The 14,110-nt window shown below is 51.3% G+C and carries 25 protein-coding genes; all 25 read left to right on the top strand.

The window, feature by feature from the left end; genetic code table 11:
* The 25 genes from tusB (at position 1) to rplR (ending at position 14,100) form a co-directional block, all read left to right on the top strand.
* Positions 1–288 carry a sulfurtransferase complex subunit TusB gene (tusB, locus tag AC6I7J_RS01580; protein WP_058759912.1) on the top strand — a complete coding sequence of 96 codons (288 nt, stop codon included), beginning with the start codon at positions 1–3 and terminating at the stop codon, positions 286–288.
* 124 nt (positions 289–412) lie between these two features.
* On the top strand, positions 413–787 hold the full coding sequence (gene rpsL, locus AC6I7J_RS01585; RefSeq protein WP_010616440.1) for a 30S ribosomal protein S12: 375 nt from the start codon (positions 413–415) through the stop codon (positions 785–787).
* Positions 788–883: 96 nt separating this feature from the next.
* Complete coding sequence (gene rpsG, locus AC6I7J_RS01590) at positions 884–1,354, top strand: 30S ribosomal protein S7 (protein ID WP_007886246.1); 471 nt, start codon at positions 884–886, stop codon at positions 1,352–1,354.
* 93 nt (positions 1,355–1,447) lie between these two features.
* Positions 1,448–3,562 (top strand): elongation factor G, encoded by a 2,115-nt coding sequence (gene fusA / locus AC6I7J_RS01595; protein WP_021507461.1) that lies wholly within the window; start codon positions 1,448–1,450, stop codon positions 3,560–3,562.
* 69 nt (positions 3,563–3,631) lie between these two features.
* On the top strand, positions 3,632–4,816 hold the full coding sequence (gene tuf, locus AC6I7J_RS01600; RefSeq protein ID WP_058770981.1) for an elongation factor Tu: 1,185 nt from the start codon (positions 3,632–3,634) through the stop codon (positions 4,814–4,816).
* Between the two features lie 177 nt (positions 4,817–4,993).
* A complete protein-coding gene (bfd, locus tag AC6I7J_RS01605; protein WP_021508212.1) occupies positions 4,994–5,188 on the top strand; it encodes a bacterioferritin-associated ferredoxin in 195 nt (64 codons plus the stop codon).
* Between the two features lie 103 nt (positions 5,189–5,291).
* Entirely contained in the window at positions 5,292–5,774 is a 483-nt protein-coding gene (gene bfr, locus AC6I7J_RS01610) for a bacterioferritin (RefSeq protein WP_021508213.1), read from the top strand.
* A 306-nt stretch (positions 5,775–6,080) separates the two neighbouring features.
* Entirely contained in the window at positions 6,081–6,392 is a 312-nt protein-coding gene (gene rpsJ / locus AC6I7J_RS01615; protein ID WP_006120582.1) for a 30S ribosomal protein S10, read from the top strand.
* 32 nt (positions 6,393–6,424) lie between these two features.
* Positions 6,425–7,051, top strand: coding sequence for a 50S ribosomal protein L3 (gene rplC / locus AC6I7J_RS01620; protein WP_021508214.1), 627 nt, complete (start codon positions 6,425–6,427; stop codon positions 7,049–7,051).
* A gap of 10 nt (positions 7,052–7,061) precedes the next feature.
* Entirely contained in the window at positions 7,062–7,667 is a 606-nt protein-coding gene (gene rplD / locus AC6I7J_RS01625) for a 50S ribosomal protein L4 (RefSeq protein WP_021508215.1), read from the top strand.
* Complete coding sequence (rplW, locus tag AC6I7J_RS01630) at positions 7,664–7,966, top strand: 50S ribosomal protein L23 (protein WP_010618574.1); 303 nt, start codon at positions 7,664–7,666, stop codon at positions 7,964–7,966. The genes rplD and rplW overlap by 4 nt, the downstream gene beginning before the upstream one ends.
* Before the next feature lie 17 nt (positions 7,967–7,983).
* Positions 7,984–8,805, top strand: a complete 822-nt coding sequence (gene rplB / locus AC6I7J_RS01635; protein ID WP_010618573.1) for a 50S ribosomal protein L2 — start codon at positions 7,984–7,986, stop codon at positions 8,803–8,805.
* Between the two features lie 16 nt (positions 8,806–8,821).
* Positions 8,822–9,100 (top strand): 30S ribosomal protein S19, encoded by a 279-nt coding sequence (gene rpsS, locus AC6I7J_RS01640; RefSeq protein ID WP_001138115.1) that lies wholly within the window; start codon positions 8,822–8,824, stop codon positions 9,098–9,100.
* A 13-nt stretch (positions 9,101–9,113) separates the two neighbouring features.
* Complete coding sequence (rplV, locus tag AC6I7J_RS01645) at positions 9,114–9,446, top strand: 50S ribosomal protein L22 (protein WP_007891659.1); 333 nt, start codon at positions 9,114–9,116, stop codon at positions 9,444–9,446.
* Between the two features lie 17 nt (positions 9,447–9,463).
* Positions 9,464–10,162: a 30S ribosomal protein S3 gene (gene rpsC / locus AC6I7J_RS01650; protein WP_021508216.1), complete on the top strand. Its 699-nt coding sequence runs from the start codon at positions 9,464–9,466 to the stop codon at positions 10,160–10,162.
* A gap of 12 nt (positions 10,163–10,174) precedes the next feature.
* Positions 10,175–10,585, top strand: coding sequence for a 50S ribosomal protein L16 (gene rplP / locus AC6I7J_RS01655; RefSeq protein ID WP_002438716.1), 411 nt, complete (start codon positions 10,175–10,177; stop codon positions 10,583–10,585).
* On the top strand, positions 10,585–10,773 hold the full coding sequence (gene rpmC / locus AC6I7J_RS01660) for a 50S ribosomal protein L29 (RefSeq protein ID WP_021508217.1): 189 nt from the start codon (positions 10,585–10,587) through the stop codon (positions 10,771–10,773). The genes rplP and rpmC overlap by 1 nt, the downstream gene beginning before the upstream one ends.
* Entirely contained in the window at positions 10,773–11,027 is a 255-nt protein-coding gene (rpsQ, locus tag AC6I7J_RS01665; RefSeq protein ID WP_010618568.1) for a 30S ribosomal protein S17, read from the top strand. Before rpmC ends, rpsQ begins: the two co-directional genes overlap by 1 nt.
* 168 nt (positions 11,028–11,195) lie before the next feature.
* Positions 11,196–11,567 carry a 50S ribosomal protein L14 gene (gene rplN / locus AC6I7J_RS01670; RefSeq protein WP_006120590.1) on the top strand — a complete coding sequence of 124 codons (372 nt, stop codon included), beginning with the start codon at positions 11,196–11,198 and terminating at the stop codon, positions 11,565–11,567.
* 10 nt (positions 11,568–11,577) lie between these two features.
* Positions 11,578–11,892 (top strand): 50S ribosomal protein L24, encoded by a 315-nt coding sequence (gene rplX, locus AC6I7J_RS01675; RefSeq protein WP_021508218.1) that lies wholly within the window; start codon positions 11,578–11,580, stop codon positions 11,890–11,892.
* 14 nt (positions 11,893–11,906) lie between these two features.
* The gene (gene rplE, locus AC6I7J_RS01680) at positions 11,907–12,446 is read left to right on the top strand and encodes a 50S ribosomal protein L5 (protein WP_013510763.1); all 540 of its coding nucleotides are present in this window, start codon (positions 11,907–11,909) and stop codon (positions 12,444–12,446) included.
* A gap of 14 nt (positions 12,447–12,460) precedes the next feature.
* Entirely contained in the window at positions 12,461–12,766 is a 306-nt protein-coding gene (rpsN, locus tag AC6I7J_RS01685) for a 30S ribosomal protein S14 (RefSeq protein ID WP_010618564.1), read from the top strand.
* A gap of 32 nt (positions 12,767–12,798) precedes the next feature.
* Positions 12,799–13,191 carry a 30S ribosomal protein S8 gene (gene rpsH, locus AC6I7J_RS01690; protein WP_021508220.1) on the top strand — a complete coding sequence of 131 codons (393 nt, stop codon included), beginning with the start codon at positions 12,799–12,801 and terminating at the stop codon, positions 13,189–13,191.
* 12 nt (positions 13,192–13,203) lie between these two features.
* Entirely contained in the window at positions 13,204–13,737 is a 534-nt protein-coding gene (rplF, locus tag AC6I7J_RS01695; protein WP_007891676.1) for a 50S ribosomal protein L6, read from the top strand.
* A 9-nt stretch (positions 13,738–13,746) separates the two neighbouring features.
* Positions 13,747–14,100 carry a 50S ribosomal protein L18 gene (gene rplR / locus AC6I7J_RS01700; protein WP_013510760.1) on the top strand — a complete coding sequence of 118 codons (354 nt, stop codon included), beginning with the start codon at positions 13,747–13,749 and terminating at the stop codon, positions 14,098–14,100.
* Positions 14,101–14,110 lie beyond the last annotated feature (10 nt).

Genomic DNA, 14,110 nt, shown 5'->3' on the forward strand with positions numbered 1-14,110 from the left:
ATGCTCTACACCCTGCTGCACTCTCCCTGGCAATGCGATTTCGATAGCCTGCTGCTGCTGTTGCAGGAGGGCGATGACGTGCTGCTGTTACAGGATGGTGTGACGGCCGCGCTGGCAGGCAGTGAGAAGCTGCAGCAGCTGCTGGCATCGCCCGCCACGCTGTGGGTATTAGAAGAAGACGTGATGGCGCGCGGGCTGACTGCGCAAATTTCGACCAATGTGTCGCGTCTGAACTATACTGGTTTCGTTACGCTGACGACGAAGCATCCACAACAAGTGGCCTGGTGAAGGGTAAAACCTGGTTATTTCTTGACACCCTATGGGCACAGCCCTAAAATTCTGCCTCCTCGTAGTAATACGAGGCGATTTATTACGTGTTTACGAAGCAAAAGCTAAATCCAGGAGCTATTTAATGGCAACAGTTAACCAGCTGGTTCGCAAACCACGCGTTCGTCAGGTTGCTAAAAGCAACGTGCCGGCGCTGGAAGCTTGCCCGCAAAAACGTGGTGTTTGTACTCGTGTTTACACCACTACCCCGAAAAAACCAAACTCCGCACTGCGTAAAGTCTGCCGTGTGCGTTTGACTAACGGTTTTGAAGTCACCTCCTACATCGGCGGTGAAGGTCATAACCTGCAGGAGCACTCCGTGATCCTGATCCGTGGCGGTCGTGTAAAAGACCTGCCAGGTGTGCGTTACCACACCGTTCGTGGCGCGCTGGACTGCTCAGGTGTTAAAGACCGTAAGCAGGCTCGCTCCAAGTACGGCGTGAAGAAGCCAAAGGCTTAATGGTTCTCCGTTAAGTAAGGCCAAACGTTTTAACTTTAATGTCAAAATAAACTCGTAGAGTTTTGGACAATCCTGAATTAACAACGGAGTATTTCCATGCCACGTCGTCGCGTCATTGGTCAGCGTAAAATTCTGCCGGATCCTAAGTTCGGATCAGAGCTGCTGGCTAAATTTGTAAATATCCTGATGGTAGATGGTAAAAAATCTACTGCTGAATCAATCGTCTATACCGCACTTGATACCCTGGCTCAACGTGCTGGTAAAGATGGTCTGGAAGCTTTCGAAGTTGCACTCGAAAACGTACGTCCGACTGTCGAAGTTAAGTCACGTCGCGTTGGTGGTTCAACCTACCAGGTTCCAGTTGAAGTCCGTCCGGTTCGTCGTAATGCCCTGGCAATGCGTTGGATCGTAGAAGCTGCTCGTAAACGCGGTGATAAATCGATGGCTCTCCGCCTGGCGAACGAACTTTCTGACGCTGCAGAAAACAAAGGTACTGCAGTGAAGAAACGTGAAGACGTTCACCGTATGGCTGAAGCCAACAAGGCGTTCGCACACTACCGCTGGTAATCGCCACGTAGTTGTTGTTAAACCAGCGGGCGCTCATTCAGCCAACCCGCTGGGGTCGACTTACATTGAACGTCCGAGAATCAGAGGAATCAAATGGCTCGTACAACACCCATTGCGCGCTACCGTAACATCGGTATCAGCGCACACATTGACGCCGGTAAAACCACTACCACCGAGCGTATCCTGTTCTACACCGGTGTTAACCACAAAATCGGTGAAGTGCACGATGGCGCTGCAACCATGGACTGGATGGCGCAGGAGCAGGAGCGTGGTATTACCATCACCTCTGCAGCGACCACTGCGTTCTGGTCAGGTATGGCGAAGCAGTTTGAGCCGCACCGCATCAACATCATCGACACCCCGGGACACGTTGACTTCACCATCGAAGTAGAACGTTCTATGCGTGTGCTCGACGGCGCAGTAATGGTTTACTGTGCAGTAGGTGGCGTGCAGCCGCAGTCTGAAACCGTATGGCGTCAGGCAAACAAATATAAAGTTCCACGTATCGCGTTCGTTAACAAAATGGACCGTATGGGTGCGAACTTCCTGAAAGTTGTTGGTCAGATCGAATCACGTCTGGGCGCGACTCCGGTTCCATTGCAGCTGGCTATCGGCGCAGAAGAGAACTTCACCGGTGTTGTTGACCTGATCAAGATGAAAGAGATCAACTGGAACGACGCCGATCAGGGTACTACCTTCGTTTACGAAGATATCCGTGCTGAGTTGCAGGAACTGGCTGAAGAGTGGCGTGGCAAGCTGATTGAAGCAGCTGCTGAAGCTTCTGAAGAGCTGATGGAGAAATTCTTTAGCGGTGAAGAACTGTCTGAAGAAGAGATCAAATCTGCTCTGCGTAAGCGCGTACTGAACAACGAGATCATTCTCGTGACCTGTGGTTCTGCATTTAAGAACAAAGGTGTTCAGGCGATGCTGGATGCAGTCGTTGAATATCTGCCAGCACCAACTGACGTTCCGGCGATCAACGGTATCCTGGACGACGGTAAAGATACCCCGGCTGAGCGTCACGCAACTGACGACGAGCCGTTCTCTGCGCTGGCGTTCAAAATTGCCAACGACCCGTTCGTAGGTAACCTGACCTTCTTCCGCGTTTACTCGGGTGTGGTTAACTCGGGCGATACCGTACTGAACTCCGTGAAATCTGCACGTGAGCGTTTCGGTCGTATCGTTCAGATGCACGCCAACAAACGTGAAGAGATCAGCGAAGTTCGCGCAGGCGACATCGCTGCAGCAATCGGTCTGAAAGACGTGATCACCGGTGATACCCTGTGTGATCCATCTAACCCGATCATTCTGGAGCGTATGGAATTCCCTGAGCCGGTAATTTCTATCGCCGTTGAGCCGAAAACCAAAGCTGACCAGGAAAAAATGGGTCTGGCTCTGGGTCGTCTGGCGAAAGAAGACCCGTCATTCCGCGTATGGACTGACGAAGAGTCTAACCAGACCATCATCGCTGGTATGGGTGAGCTGCACCTCGACATCATCGTTGACCGCATGAAGCGTGAATTCAACGTTGAAGCGAACGTCGGTAAACCTCAGGTTGCTTACCGCGAAGCGATTCGCTCTAAAGTTACCGATATCGAAGGTAAACACGCCAAGCAGTCTGGTGGTCGTGGTCAGTACGGTCATGTTGTTATCGACATGTACCCACTGGAGCCGGGTTCGAATCCGAAAGGCTACGAATTTGTCAACGATATCAAAGGTGGTGTGATTCCTGGTGAATACATCCCTGCGGTTGATAAAGGTATCCAGGAGCAGCTGAAGTCTGGTCCACTGGCCGGTTACCCGGTAGTTGATCTGGGCGTGCGTCTGCACTTCGGTTCTTACCATGACGTTGACTCCTCTGAGCTGGCGTTTAAACTGGCCGCTTCTATCGCCTTCAAAGATGGCTTTAAGAAAGCACAGCCGGTTCTGCTTGAGCCAATCATGAAGGTTGAAGTAGAAACCCCAGAAGAGAACACCGGTGACGTTATCGGTGACCTGAGCCGCCGTCGTGGTATGCTGAAAGGTCAGGAATCTAACGCGACTGGCGTTCAGATTCACGCTGAAGTTCCGCTGTCTGAAATGTTCGGATACGCGACTCAGTTGCGTTCTCTGACCAAAGGCCGTGCTTCTTACTCCATGGAGTTCCTGAAGTACGATGATGCGCCGAACAACGTCGCTCAGGCCGTTATTGAAGCTCGTAGCAAATAAGGCTACGGTTTAAAAATTGTGAACTGATGCCTTCATCACTGATGAAGGCATAACGTAAGGATTATCGCCATGGCGAAAGAGCAATTTCAACGTAACAAACTGCACGTAAACGTGGGCACCATCGGTCACGTTGACCACGGTAAAACCACCCTGACTGCAGCCATCACCACCGTTCTGGCTAAAACCTACGGCGGTCAGGCGCGTGCATTCGATCAGATCGATAACGCGCCAGAAGAGAAGGCTCGTGGTATCACCATCAACACCTCTCACGTTGAATATGAAACCCCGACCCGTCACTACGCACACGTTGACTGCCCAGGCCACGCCGACTATGTGAAAAACATGATCACCGGTGCTGCGCAGATGGACGGCGCGATCCTGGTTGTTGCTGCGACTGATGGCCCAATGCCTCAGACCCGTGAGCACATCCTGCTGGGCCGTCAGGTTGGCGTTCCTTACATCATCGTGTTCCTGAACAAGTGCGACATGGTTGATGACGAAGAGCTGCTGGAACTGGTTGAGATGGAAGTTCGCGATCTGCTGTCTCAGTACGACTTCCCAGGCGACGATACCCCAATCGTACGCGGTTCTGCGCTGAAAGCGCTGGAAGGCGACGCTGAGTGGGAAGCGAAAGTCGTTGAGCTGGCTGGTCACCTGGATACTTACATTCCAGATCCAGTACGTGCTATCGATCTGCCGTTCCTGCTGCCAATCGAAGACGTATTCTCAATCTCTGGCCGTGGTACCGTTGTTACCGGTCGTGTTGAGCGCGGCATCGTGAAAGTGGGCGACGAAGTAGAAATCGTAGGTATCAAAGCGACTGCTAAATCTACCTGTACCGGTGTTGAAATGTTCCGCAAACTGCTGGACCAGGGTCAGGCAGGCGAGAACTGTGGTGTTCTGCTGCGCGGTATCAAGCGTGAAGAGATCCAGCGTGGTCAGGTTCTGGCTAAGCCAGGCACCATCAAGCCACACACCAAGTTTGTATCAGAAGTGTACGTACTGTCTAAAGACGAAGGCGGCCGTCATACTCCGTTCTTCAAAGGCTACCGTCCACAGTTCTACTTCCGTACTACTGATGTGACCGGCAACATCGAACTGCCAGAAGGCGTTGAGATGGTAATGCCAGGCGACAACATCAAAATGACCGTTGAGCTGATCCACCCAATCGCGATGGACCAGGGTCTGCGTTTCGCAATCCGCGAAGGCGGCCGTACCGTTGGCGCGGGCGTTGTTGCTGAAGTTCTCGCTTAATTGCGTTAATAACGGTGGTAACTCCGGTTGCCACCGCAGCATGAAAAAGAGCACTTCGGTGCTCTTTTTTTTTGCTTTGCATTGACCGGCACGCCTAATCCCACACAAAAGTTACGTTGAAATAAAAACCATTCTCATTTACACTTTGATCAGAAATTGTACTGGAGTGGGCTGTAAATGTACGTCTGTCTGTGTAATGCCGTAAGCGACCGAACCCTGCGTGAAGTTGTCCGCCGTTATCAACCCAAATCGATTCAGCAACTGCGCCAGCTGGTGCCTATCGGCAAGCAGTGCGGCAAGTGTATTCGCGTGGCGCGCGAGATTATGGATGATGAAATGCAAAACGTGCCGCTTTACAAAGAGATAGCGTAACTACGCATCCGCTTCGCCTGAATAACCCCAAAAACTGTCGCGTTTTTTTGACTTCTTTTTATCCGCATCTACGCTCTATTTATCTGCAAGCGGAGGAAGCAAAATGAAGGGCGACGGCAAAATCATTACTCACCTCAATAAATTGCTGGGAAATGAACTGGTTGCAATCAATCAGTACTTTCTACATGCGCGCATGTTCAAAAACTGGGGCCTGATACGCCTCAACGATGTCGAATACCATGAATCCATTGATGAAATGAAACATGCGGACAAGTACATCGAACGCATTTTGTTTCTCGAAGGCATTCCTAATCTGCAGGATCTCGGCCGGCTGCGCATCGGTGAAGACGTGCCGGAAATGCTGCAATCGGATCTGACGCTCGAACTGGAAGGGGCGAAAGACTTACGCGAAGCGATTGCGTACGCCGATAAAGTTCATGATTACGTCAGCCGCGACATGATGATCGAGATTCTGGCGGATGAAGAGCACCATATCGACTGGCTGGAAACTGAGCTCGACCTGATTCAGAAATTGGGTCTGCAAAACTATCTGCAGGCCCAACTGAAAGAAGAGGGCGATAAGTAGCGTTTGCCGTGCCGTTCCACCTGTTGATTGCAGCCCGCCCCGTGCGGGCTTTTTTACTGGTGCGCGCTTTTGCGGTTAAAAACGCAGCATGGGTTGCTTCCTGAACAGATTTACGTATAATGCGCGGGCCTGCCGATATTGGTGTGGCGCGATTCGAGCAGAATCGCAGGCGATAGCGATTAGTGTATCGCCTGACAATACTCCCGATTGGGGAGTTATATGCTGAACGATTACACTCCCCCATCAATCGTAATGGGTGCGGGTAGTAATTTTTTTCGTTTATAAAATGTTTGGAGCCTTGGTCTCATGTCGAACCAAAGAATCCGTATCCGTCTTAAAGCGTTTGATCATCGCCTGATCGATCAATCAACCGCGGAAATCGTCGAGACTGCCAAGCGCACTGGTGCGCAGGTACGTGGTCCGATCCCGCTGCCGACTCGCAAAGAGCGCTTCACCGTTCTGATCTCTCCGCACGTTAACAAAGATGCGCGTGATCAGTACGAAATCCGCACTCACAAGCGTCTGGTAGACATCGTTGAGCCAACTGAAAAAACCGTTGATGCTCTGATGCGTCTGGATCTGGCTGCCGGTGTTGACGTGCAGATCAGCCTGGGTTAATCAGGTCATCGAGCGATTGAGAGGTTGATACAATGATTGGTTTAGTCGGTAAAAAAGTGGGCATGACGCGCATCTTCACTGAAGAAGGCGTTTCAATCCCAGTAACCGTAATCGAAGTTGAAGCAAACCGCGTTACCCAGGTCAAAGGTCTGGAAAACGATGGTTACCAGGCGATCCAGGTTACCACCGGTGCGAAAAAAGCAAACCGTGTTGGTAAGCCGGAAGCAGGTCATTTTGCTAAAGCTGGCGTTGAAGCTGGCCGTGGTCTGTGGGAATTCCGCACCGAAGGTGAAGAATACTCTGTTGGCCAGAGCATCAGTGTTGAAATTTTCGCTGACGTTAAAAAAGTAGACGTTACCGGTACCTCTAAAGGTAAAGGTTTCGCAGGTACCGTTAAGCGCTGGAACTTCCGTACCCAGGACGCTACACACGGTAACTCCTTGTCTCACCGCGTTCCGGGTTCTATCGGTCAGAACCAGACTCCGGGCAAAGTGTTCAAAGGCAAGAAAATGGCTGGTCAGCTGGGTAATGAGCGCGTAACCGTTCAGAGCCTGGAAGTAGTACGTGTTGACGCTGAGCGCAACCTGCTGCTGGTCAAAGGTGCTGTCCCGGGTGCAACCGGCAGCGACCTGATTGTTAAACCAGCTGTGAAGGCGTAAGGGGATAGCAATGGAATTAGTACTGAAAGACGCGCAGAGCGCGCTGACTGTTTCCGAAACTACCTTCGGTCGTGATTTCAACGAAGCGCTGGTTCACCAGGTTGTTGTTGCTTACGCTGCAGGTGCTCGTCAGGGTACTCGCGCGCAGAAAACTCGTGCTGAAGTAACTGGTTCAGGCAAAAAGCCATGGCGTCAGAAAGGCACCGGCCGTGCGCGTTCAGGTTCTATCAAGAGCCCGATCTGGCGTTCAGGTGGCGTGACCTTCGCTGCGCGTCCACAGGACCACAGTCAAAAAGTTAACAAAAAGATGTACCGCGGCGCGCTGAAAAGCATCCTGTCCGAGCTGGTACGTCAGGACCGTCTGATCGTTGTCGAGTCGTTCTCTGTTGAAGCGCCTAAAACTAAGCTGCTGGTACAGAAACTGAAAGACATGGCGCTGGAAGACGTGCTGATCATCACCGGTGAACTGGATGAGAATCTGTTCCTGGCTGCGCGTAACCTGTACAAGGTTGACGTGCGTGATGCAGCGGGTATCGACCCAGTTAGCCTGATCGCCTTCGACAAAGTCGTTATGACTGCAGAAGCAGTTAAGCAAGTTGAGGAGATGCTGGCATGATCCGTGAAGAACGTCTGCTGAAAGTACTGCGCGCGCCGCACGTATCTGAAAAAGCATCAACCGCGATGGAAAAAACCAATACCATCGTTCTCAAAGTTGCCAAAGACGCGACCAAAGCAGAGATCGTTGCTGCTGTTGAGAAACTGTTCGAAGTAGAAGTGAAAGACGTAAACACCCTGGTTGTTAAGGGTAAAGTTAAGCGTCACGGACAGCGTATCGGTCGTCGTAGCGACTGGAAAAAAGCTTACGTCACCCTGAAAGAAGGCCAGAACCTGGACTTCGTCGGCGGCGCTGAGTAAGTCGGAGGAGAAAGACAATGGCAGTTGTTAAATGTAAACCGACATCTCCGGGTCGTCGTCACGTTGTTAAAGTGGTGAACCCTGAGCTGCACAAAGGCAAGCCTTTTGCCGCGCTGGTTGAAAAAAACAGCAAATCCGGTGGTCGTAACAACAATGGTCGTATCACTACCCGTCATATCGGTGGTGGTCACAAGCAGGCTTACCGTATTGTTGACTTCAAACGCAACAAAGATGGTATCCCGGCAGTTGTTGAGCGTCTTGAGTACGATCCGAACCGTTCTGCGAACATCGCACTGGTTCTGTACAAAGATGGCGAGCGCCGTTACATCCTGGCCCCTAAAGGCCTGAAAGCTGGCGACCAGATTCAGTCTGGCGTTGATGCTGCGATCAAAGCAGGTAACACCCTGCCGATGCGTAACATCCCGGTTGGTTCAACCGTGCACAACGTAGAAATGAAACCAGGTAAAGGCGGTCAGATTGCCCGTTCTGCTGGTGCTTACGTGCAGATCGTTGCGCGTGAAGGTTCCTACGTTACCCTGCGTCTGCGTTCAGGCGAAATGCGTAAAGTCGAAGCTGACTGCCGCGCAACCCTGGGCGAAGTCGGTAACGCTGAGCACATGCTGCGCGTTCTGGGTAAAGCCGGTGCAACCCGTTGGCGTGGTGTTCGTCCTACCGTTCGCGGTACTGCGATGAACCCAGTCGATCACCCGCACGGTGGTGGTGAAGGTCGTAACTTTGGTAAGCACCCGGTAACTCCGTGGGGCGTTCAGACCAAAGGTAAGAAGACCCGTAGCAACAAGCGTACTGATAAATTTATCGTACGTCGCCGTAGCAAATAATTTTAGAGGATAAGCCATGCCACGTTCTCTCAAGAAAGGTCCTTTTATTGACCTGCACTTGCTGAAGAAGGTAGAGAAAGCGGTGGAAAGCGGTGACAAGAAGCCCCTGCGCACTTGGTCCCGTCGTTCAACGATCTTCCCTAACATGATCGGTTTGACCATCGCTGTCCATAATGGTCGTCAGCACGTTCCTGTCTTTGTTTCCGACGAAATGGTCGGCCACAAGCTGGGTGAATTTGCACCGACACGTACTTATCGCGGCCACGCTGCTGATAAGAAAGCCAAGAAGAAATAAGTAGGAGGAAGAGATGGAAACTATTGCTCAACATCGCCATGCTCGTTCTTCTGCTCAGAAGGTTCGCCTTGTTGCTGACCTGATTCGCGGTAAGAAAGTGTCGCAGGCTCTGGATATTCTGACTTACACCAACAAGAAAGCGGCTGTACTGGTTAAGAAAGTCCTGGAATCTGCCATTGCTAACGCCGAACACAACGATGGCGCTGATATCGACGATCTGAAAGTTGCGAAAATTTTCGTAGATGAAGGCCCTAGCATGAAGCGCATTATGCCGCGTGCTAAAGGTCGTGCAGATCGCATCCTGAAGCGCACCAGCCACATTACTGTGGTTGTGTCCGATCGCTGAGACTCTGGAGACTAGCAATGGGTCAGAAAGTACATCCTAATGGTATTCGCCTGGGTATTGTAAAACCATGGAACTCTACCTGGTTTGCGAACACCAAAGAATTCGCTGACAACCTGGACAGCGACTTTAAAGTACGTCAGTTCCTGAACAAAGAACTGGCAAAAGCGTCTGTATCTCGCATCGTTATCGAGCGTCCGGCTAAGAGCATCCGTGTGACCATTCACACCGCTCGCCCGGGTATCGTTATCGGTAAAAAAGGTGAAGACGTTGAAAAACTGCGCACGGTCGTAGCGAACATCGCTGGCGTTCCTGCACAGATCAATATCGCCGAAGTCCGTAAACCGGAACTGGACGCAAAACTGGTTGCTGACAGCATCACTTCACAGCTGGAGCGTCGTGTGATGTTCCGTCGTGCGATGAAGCGTGCTGTACAGAACGCAATGCGTCTGGGCGCTAAAGGTATCAAAGTTGAAGTTAGCGGCCGTCTGGGCGGTGCTGAGATCGCACGTACCGAATGGTACCGTGAAGGTCGTGTACCGCTGCACACTCTGCGTGCTGACATTGACTACAACACCTCTGAAGCGCACACCACTTATGGTGTAATCGGCGTTAAGGTATGGATCTTCAAAGGTGAGATCCTGGGTGGTATGGCTGCTGTTGAACAACCGGAACCGGCTGCTCAACCTAAAAAGCAGCAGCGTAAAGGCCGTAAGTAAGGAGAGTCGCTGATGTTACAACCAAAGCGTACGAAATTCCGTAAAGTGCACAAAGGCCGTAACCGCGGTCTGGCGCAGGGTACGGATGTTAGCTTCGGTACTTTCGGTCTGAAAGCTGTTGGCCGTGGTCGTCTGACTGCTCGTCAGATCGAAGCAGCACGTCGTGCTATGACCCGTGCAGTTAAGCGTCAAGGTAAGATTTGGATCCGTGTATTCCCGGACAAACCAATCACCGAGAAGCCGCTGGAAGTGCGTATGGGTAAAGGTAAGGGTAACGTGGAGTATTGGGTTGCCCTGATCCAGCCTGGTAAAGTCCTGTATGAAATGGACGGTGTACCGGAAGAGCTGGCCCGTGAAGCATTCAAGCTGGCAGCAGCAAAACTGCCTATCAAAACCACCTTTGTAACTAAGACGGTGATGTAATGAAAGCAACTGAGCTGCGTGAAAAAAGCGTTGAAGAGCTGAACACTGAGCTGCTTAACCTCCTGCGCGAGCAGTTTAACCTGCGCATGCAGGCAGCATCTGGCCAGCTGCAGCAGACCCATCTGCTGAAGCAAGTTCGCCGTGATGTTGCACGCGTTAAGACTTTACTGACTGAGAAGGCGGCGTAATGACCGATAAAATCCGTACTCTGCAGGGTCGTGTTGTTAGTGACAAAATGCAGAAATCTGCTGTTGTTGCTATCGAGCGTTTCGTGAAGCACCCGATCTACGGTAAATTCATTAAGCGTACGACTAAGCTGCACATCCATGACGAGAACAACGAGTGTGGTATTGGTGACGTGGTTGAAATCCGCGAAACCCGTCCACTGTCCAAGACTAAGTCCTGGACTCTGGTTCGCGTTGTAGAGAAAGCGATTCTGTAATAGAATCCGCTTCCTCTAAAAACAAAATGAACGGCTCTATGGAGCCGTTCATTTTTTCTACCCATCTGCGAGAACCGGTGTTATAATGCCGCGCCCTCAATTATGGGGCTTTTTAACGACCTGAGGTTTGGGTCCCGAAGTAGTAGTTGACATTAGCGGAGCACTAAAATGATCCAAGAACAGACTATGCTGAACGTCGCCGACAACTCCGGTGCACGTCGCGTAATGTGTATCAAGGTTCTGGGTGGCTCGCACCGTCGCTACGCAGGCGTCGGCGATATCATCAAAGTGACCATCAAGGAAGCAATTCCGCGTGGCAAGGTGAAAAAAGGTGATGTCCTGAAAGCGGTAGTGGTGCGCACCAGGAAGGGTGTTCGTCGCCCGGACGGTTCTGTCATTCGCTTCGATGGTAATGCATGCGTTATTCTGAACAATAACAGCGAGCAGCCTATCGGAACGCGTATTTTTGGGCCGGTAACTCGTGAACTTCGTACTGAAAAGTTCATGAAAATTATCTCTCTGGCACCAGAAGTACTCTAAGGAGCGAACAATGGCAGCGAAAATCCGTCGTAACGACGAAGTTATCGTGCTTACCGGTAAAGACAAAGGTAAACGCGGTAAAGTAAAGAATGTCCTGACTTCTGGTAAGGTCATCGTTGAAGGTATCAACCTGGTTAAGAAACACCAGAAGCCGGTTCCGGCTCTGAACCAACCAGGCGGCATCGTTGAAAAAGAAGCTGCTATTCAGGTTTCTAACGTTGCAATCTTCAATGCGGCAACCGGCAAGGCTGACCGTGTAGGCTTTAGATTCGAAGACGGTAAAAAAGTCCGTTTCTTCAAGTCTAACAGCGAAACTATCAAGTAATTTGGAGTAGTACGATGGCGAAACTGCATGATTACTACAAAGACGAAGTAGTCCAGAAACTCATGACAGAGTTTGGCTACAATTCTGTCATGCAAGTCCCTCGGGTCGAGAAGATCACCCTGAACATGGGTGTTGGTGAAGCGATCGCTGACAAGAAACTGCTGGATAACGCAGCAGCTGACCTGGCAGCAATCTCCGGTCAAAAACCGCTGATCACCAAAGCACGCAAATCAGTTGCAGGCTTCAAAATCCGTCAGGGCTATCCGATCGGCTGTAAAGTAACTCTGCGTGGCGAGCGCATGTGGGAGTTCTTTGAGCGTCTGATCACTATTGCTGTACCGCGTATCCGTGACTTCCGTGGTCTGTCCGCGAAGTCTTTCGACGGTCGTGGTAACTACAGCATGGGCGTTCGTGAGCAGATCATCTTCCCAGAAATCGATTACGACAAAGTCGATCGCGTTCGTGGTTTGGATATCACCATTACCACTACTGCGAAATCTGATGATGAAGGCCGTGCTCTGCTGGCTGCCTTTGACTTCCCGTTCCGCAAGTAAGGTAGGGTTACTTAATGGCTAAGCAATCTATGAAAGCACGCGAAGTTAAGCGTGTGAAATTAGCAGACAAGTTCTTCGCAAAACGCGCTGAACTGAAAGCGATCATTTCTGATGTGAACGCATCCGACGAAGACCGTTGGAACGCCGTTCTCAAGCTGCAGAGTCTGCCGCGTGATTCCAGCCCTTCACGTCAGCGTAACCGCTGCCGTCAGACAGGTCGTCCGCACGGTTTCCTGCGGAAGTTTGGGTTGAGCCGTATCAAGGTCCGTGAAGCCGCAATGCGCGGTGAAATCCCGGGTCTGAAAAAGGCTAGCTGGTAATTGTCACCATTTGAATCACGGGAGTAACACAGATGAGCATGCAAGATCCGATCGCGGATATGCTGACCCGTATCCGTAACGGTCAGGCCGCGAACAAAGTTGCGGTCTCTATGCCTTCCTCCAAGCTGAAAGTGGCAATTGCCAACGTGCTGAAGGAAGAAGGCTATATTCAAGATTTTAAAATCGAAGGCGACATCAAGCCGGAACTGGAACTGACTCTTAAGTACTTCCAGGGTAAAGCTGTTGTAGAAAGCATTCAGCGTGTTAGCCGTCCAGGTCTGCGCATCTATAAGAAAAAAGATGAGCTGCCAAAAGTTATGGCCGGTCTGGGCATTGCTGTAATTTCTACCTCTAAAGGTGTCATGACTGATCGTGCAGCGCGCCAGGCTGGTCTTGGTGGCGAAATTATCTGCTACGTAGCGTAATCGGAGGATAAAATGTCTCGTGTTGCAAAAGCACCTGTCGTTGTTCCTGCCGGCGTAGAGGTAAAACTCAACGGTCAGGAAGTTTCGATCAAAGGCAAAAACGGCGAGCTGACTCGTACTATCAACAGTGCTGTAGAAGTTAAGCATGCAGACAACGCCCTGACTTTCGCTCCACGCGAAGGTTATGCGGATGGTTGGGCACAGGCAGGTACTGCCCGTGCGCTGCTGAACGGCATGGTTATCGGTGTTACCGAAGGCTTCACCAAGAAGCTGCAACTGGTTGGTGTTGGTTATCGTGCAGCTGTTAAAGGCAACTCTGTGAGTCTGGCCCTGGGCTTCTCTCACCCGGTTGACCATGCACTGCCGGCCGGCATCACTGCTGAATGTCCAACTCAGACTGAGATCGTGCTGAAAGGCGCTGATAAACAGCTGATTGGTCAGGTTGCAGCTGATCTGCGCGCCTACCGTCGTCCTGAGCCTTACAAAGGCAAGGGTGTTCGTTACGCCGACGAAGTCGTGCGTACCAAAGAGGCTAAGAAGAAGTAAGGTAACACTATGGATAAGAAATCTGCTCGTATCCGTCGTGCGACCCGTGCACGTCGCAAGCTCAAAGAGCTGGGTGCTACTCGCCTGGTGGTACATCGTACCCCGCGTCACATTTACGCACAGGTAATCGCCCCGAACGGTTCCGAAGTTCTGGTTGCTGCTTCTACTGTAGAAAAAGCTATCGCTGAACAACTGAAGTATACCGGCAACAAAGACGCCGCTGCAGCTGTAGGTAAAGCTCTGGCTGAGCGCGCTATCGAAAAAGGCATCAAAGATGTTTCTTTCGACCGTTCCGGTTTCCAATATCATGGTCGCGTCCAGGCACTTGCAGATGCTGCTCGTGAAGCTGGCCTTCAGTTCTAAGGTAGAGGTC

This window comes from Type-C symbiont of Plautia stali (assembly GCF_059730935.1).

Excerpts from the sequence above, each read along its gene's own strand:
- tusB (WP_058759912.1), top strand. The coding sequence starts at position 1 with ATGCTCTACACCCTGCTGCACTCTCCCTGGCAATGCGATTTCGATAGC.
- rpsL (WP_010616440.1), top strand. The coding sequence starts at position 413 with ATGGCAACAGTTAACCAGCTGGTTCGCAAACCACGCGTTCGTCAGGTT.
- rpsG (WP_007886246.1), top strand. The coding sequence starts at position 884 with ATGCCACGTCGTCGCGTCATTGGTCAGCGTAAAATTCTGCCGGATCCT.
- fusA (WP_021507461.1), top strand. The coding sequence starts at position 1,448 with ATGGCTCGTACAACACCCATTGCGCGCTACCGTAACATCGGTATCAGC.
- tuf (WP_058770981.1), top strand. The coding sequence starts at position 3,632 with ATGGCGAAAGAGCAATTTCAACGTAACAAACTGCACGTAAACGTGGGC.
- bfd (WP_021508212.1), top strand. The coding sequence starts at position 4,994 with ATGTACGTCTGTCTGTGTAATGCCGTAAGCGACCGAACCCTGCGTGAA.
- bfr (WP_021508213.1), top strand. The coding sequence starts at position 5,292 with ATGAAGGGCGACGGCAAAATCATTACTCACCTCAATAAATTGCTGGGA.
- rpsJ (WP_006120582.1), top strand. The coding sequence starts at position 6,081 with ATGTCGAACCAAAGAATCCGTATCCGTCTTAAAGCGTTTGATCATCGC.
- rplC (WP_021508214.1), top strand. The coding sequence starts at position 6,425 with ATGATTGGTTTAGTCGGTAAAAAAGTGGGCATGACGCGCATCTTCACT.
- rplD (WP_021508215.1), top strand. The coding sequence starts at position 7,062 with ATGGAATTAGTACTGAAAGACGCGCAGAGCGCGCTGACTGTTTCCGAA.
- rplW (WP_010618574.1), top strand. The coding sequence starts at position 7,664 with ATGATCCGTGAAGAACGTCTGCTGAAAGTACTGCGCGCGCCGCACGTA.
- rplB (WP_010618573.1), top strand. The coding sequence starts at position 7,984 with ATGGCAGTTGTTAAATGTAAACCGACATCTCCGGGTCGTCGTCACGTT.
- rpsS (WP_001138115.1), top strand. The coding sequence starts at position 8,822 with ATGCCACGTTCTCTCAAGAAAGGTCCTTTTATTGACCTGCACTTGCTG.
- rplV (WP_007891659.1), top strand. The coding sequence starts at position 9,114 with ATGGAAACTATTGCTCAACATCGCCATGCTCGTTCTTCTGCTCAGAAG.
- rpsC (WP_021508216.1), top strand. The coding sequence starts at position 9,464 with ATGGGTCAGAAAGTACATCCTAATGGTATTCGCCTGGGTATTGTAAAA.
- rplP (WP_002438716.1), top strand. The coding sequence starts at position 10,175 with ATGTTACAACCAAAGCGTACGAAATTCCGTAAAGTGCACAAAGGCCGT.
- rpmC (WP_021508217.1), top strand. The coding sequence starts at position 10,585 with ATGAAAGCAACTGAGCTGCGTGAAAAAAGCGTTGAAGAGCTGAACACT.
- rpsQ (WP_010618568.1), top strand. The coding sequence starts at position 10,773 with ATGACCGATAAAATCCGTACTCTGCAGGGTCGTGTTGTTAGTGACAAA.
- rplN (WP_006120590.1), top strand. The coding sequence starts at position 11,196 with ATGATCCAAGAACAGACTATGCTGAACGTCGCCGACAACTCCGGTGCA.
- rplX (WP_021508218.1), top strand. The coding sequence starts at position 11,578 with ATGGCAGCGAAAATCCGTCGTAACGACGAAGTTATCGTGCTTACCGGT.
- rplE (WP_013510763.1), top strand. The coding sequence starts at position 11,907 with ATGGCGAAACTGCATGATTACTACAAAGACGAAGTAGTCCAGAAACTC.
- rpsN (WP_010618564.1), top strand. The coding sequence starts at position 12,461 with ATGGCTAAGCAATCTATGAAAGCACGCGAAGTTAAGCGTGTGAAATTA.
- rpsH (WP_021508220.1), top strand. The coding sequence starts at position 12,799 with ATGAGCATGCAAGATCCGATCGCGGATATGCTGACCCGTATCCGTAAC.
- rplF (WP_007891676.1), top strand. The coding sequence starts at position 13,204 with ATGTCTCGTGTTGCAAAAGCACCTGTCGTTGTTCCTGCCGGCGTAGAG.
- rplR (WP_013510760.1), top strand. The coding sequence starts at position 13,747 with ATGGATAAGAAATCTGCTCGTATCCGTCGTGCGACCCGTGCACGTCGC.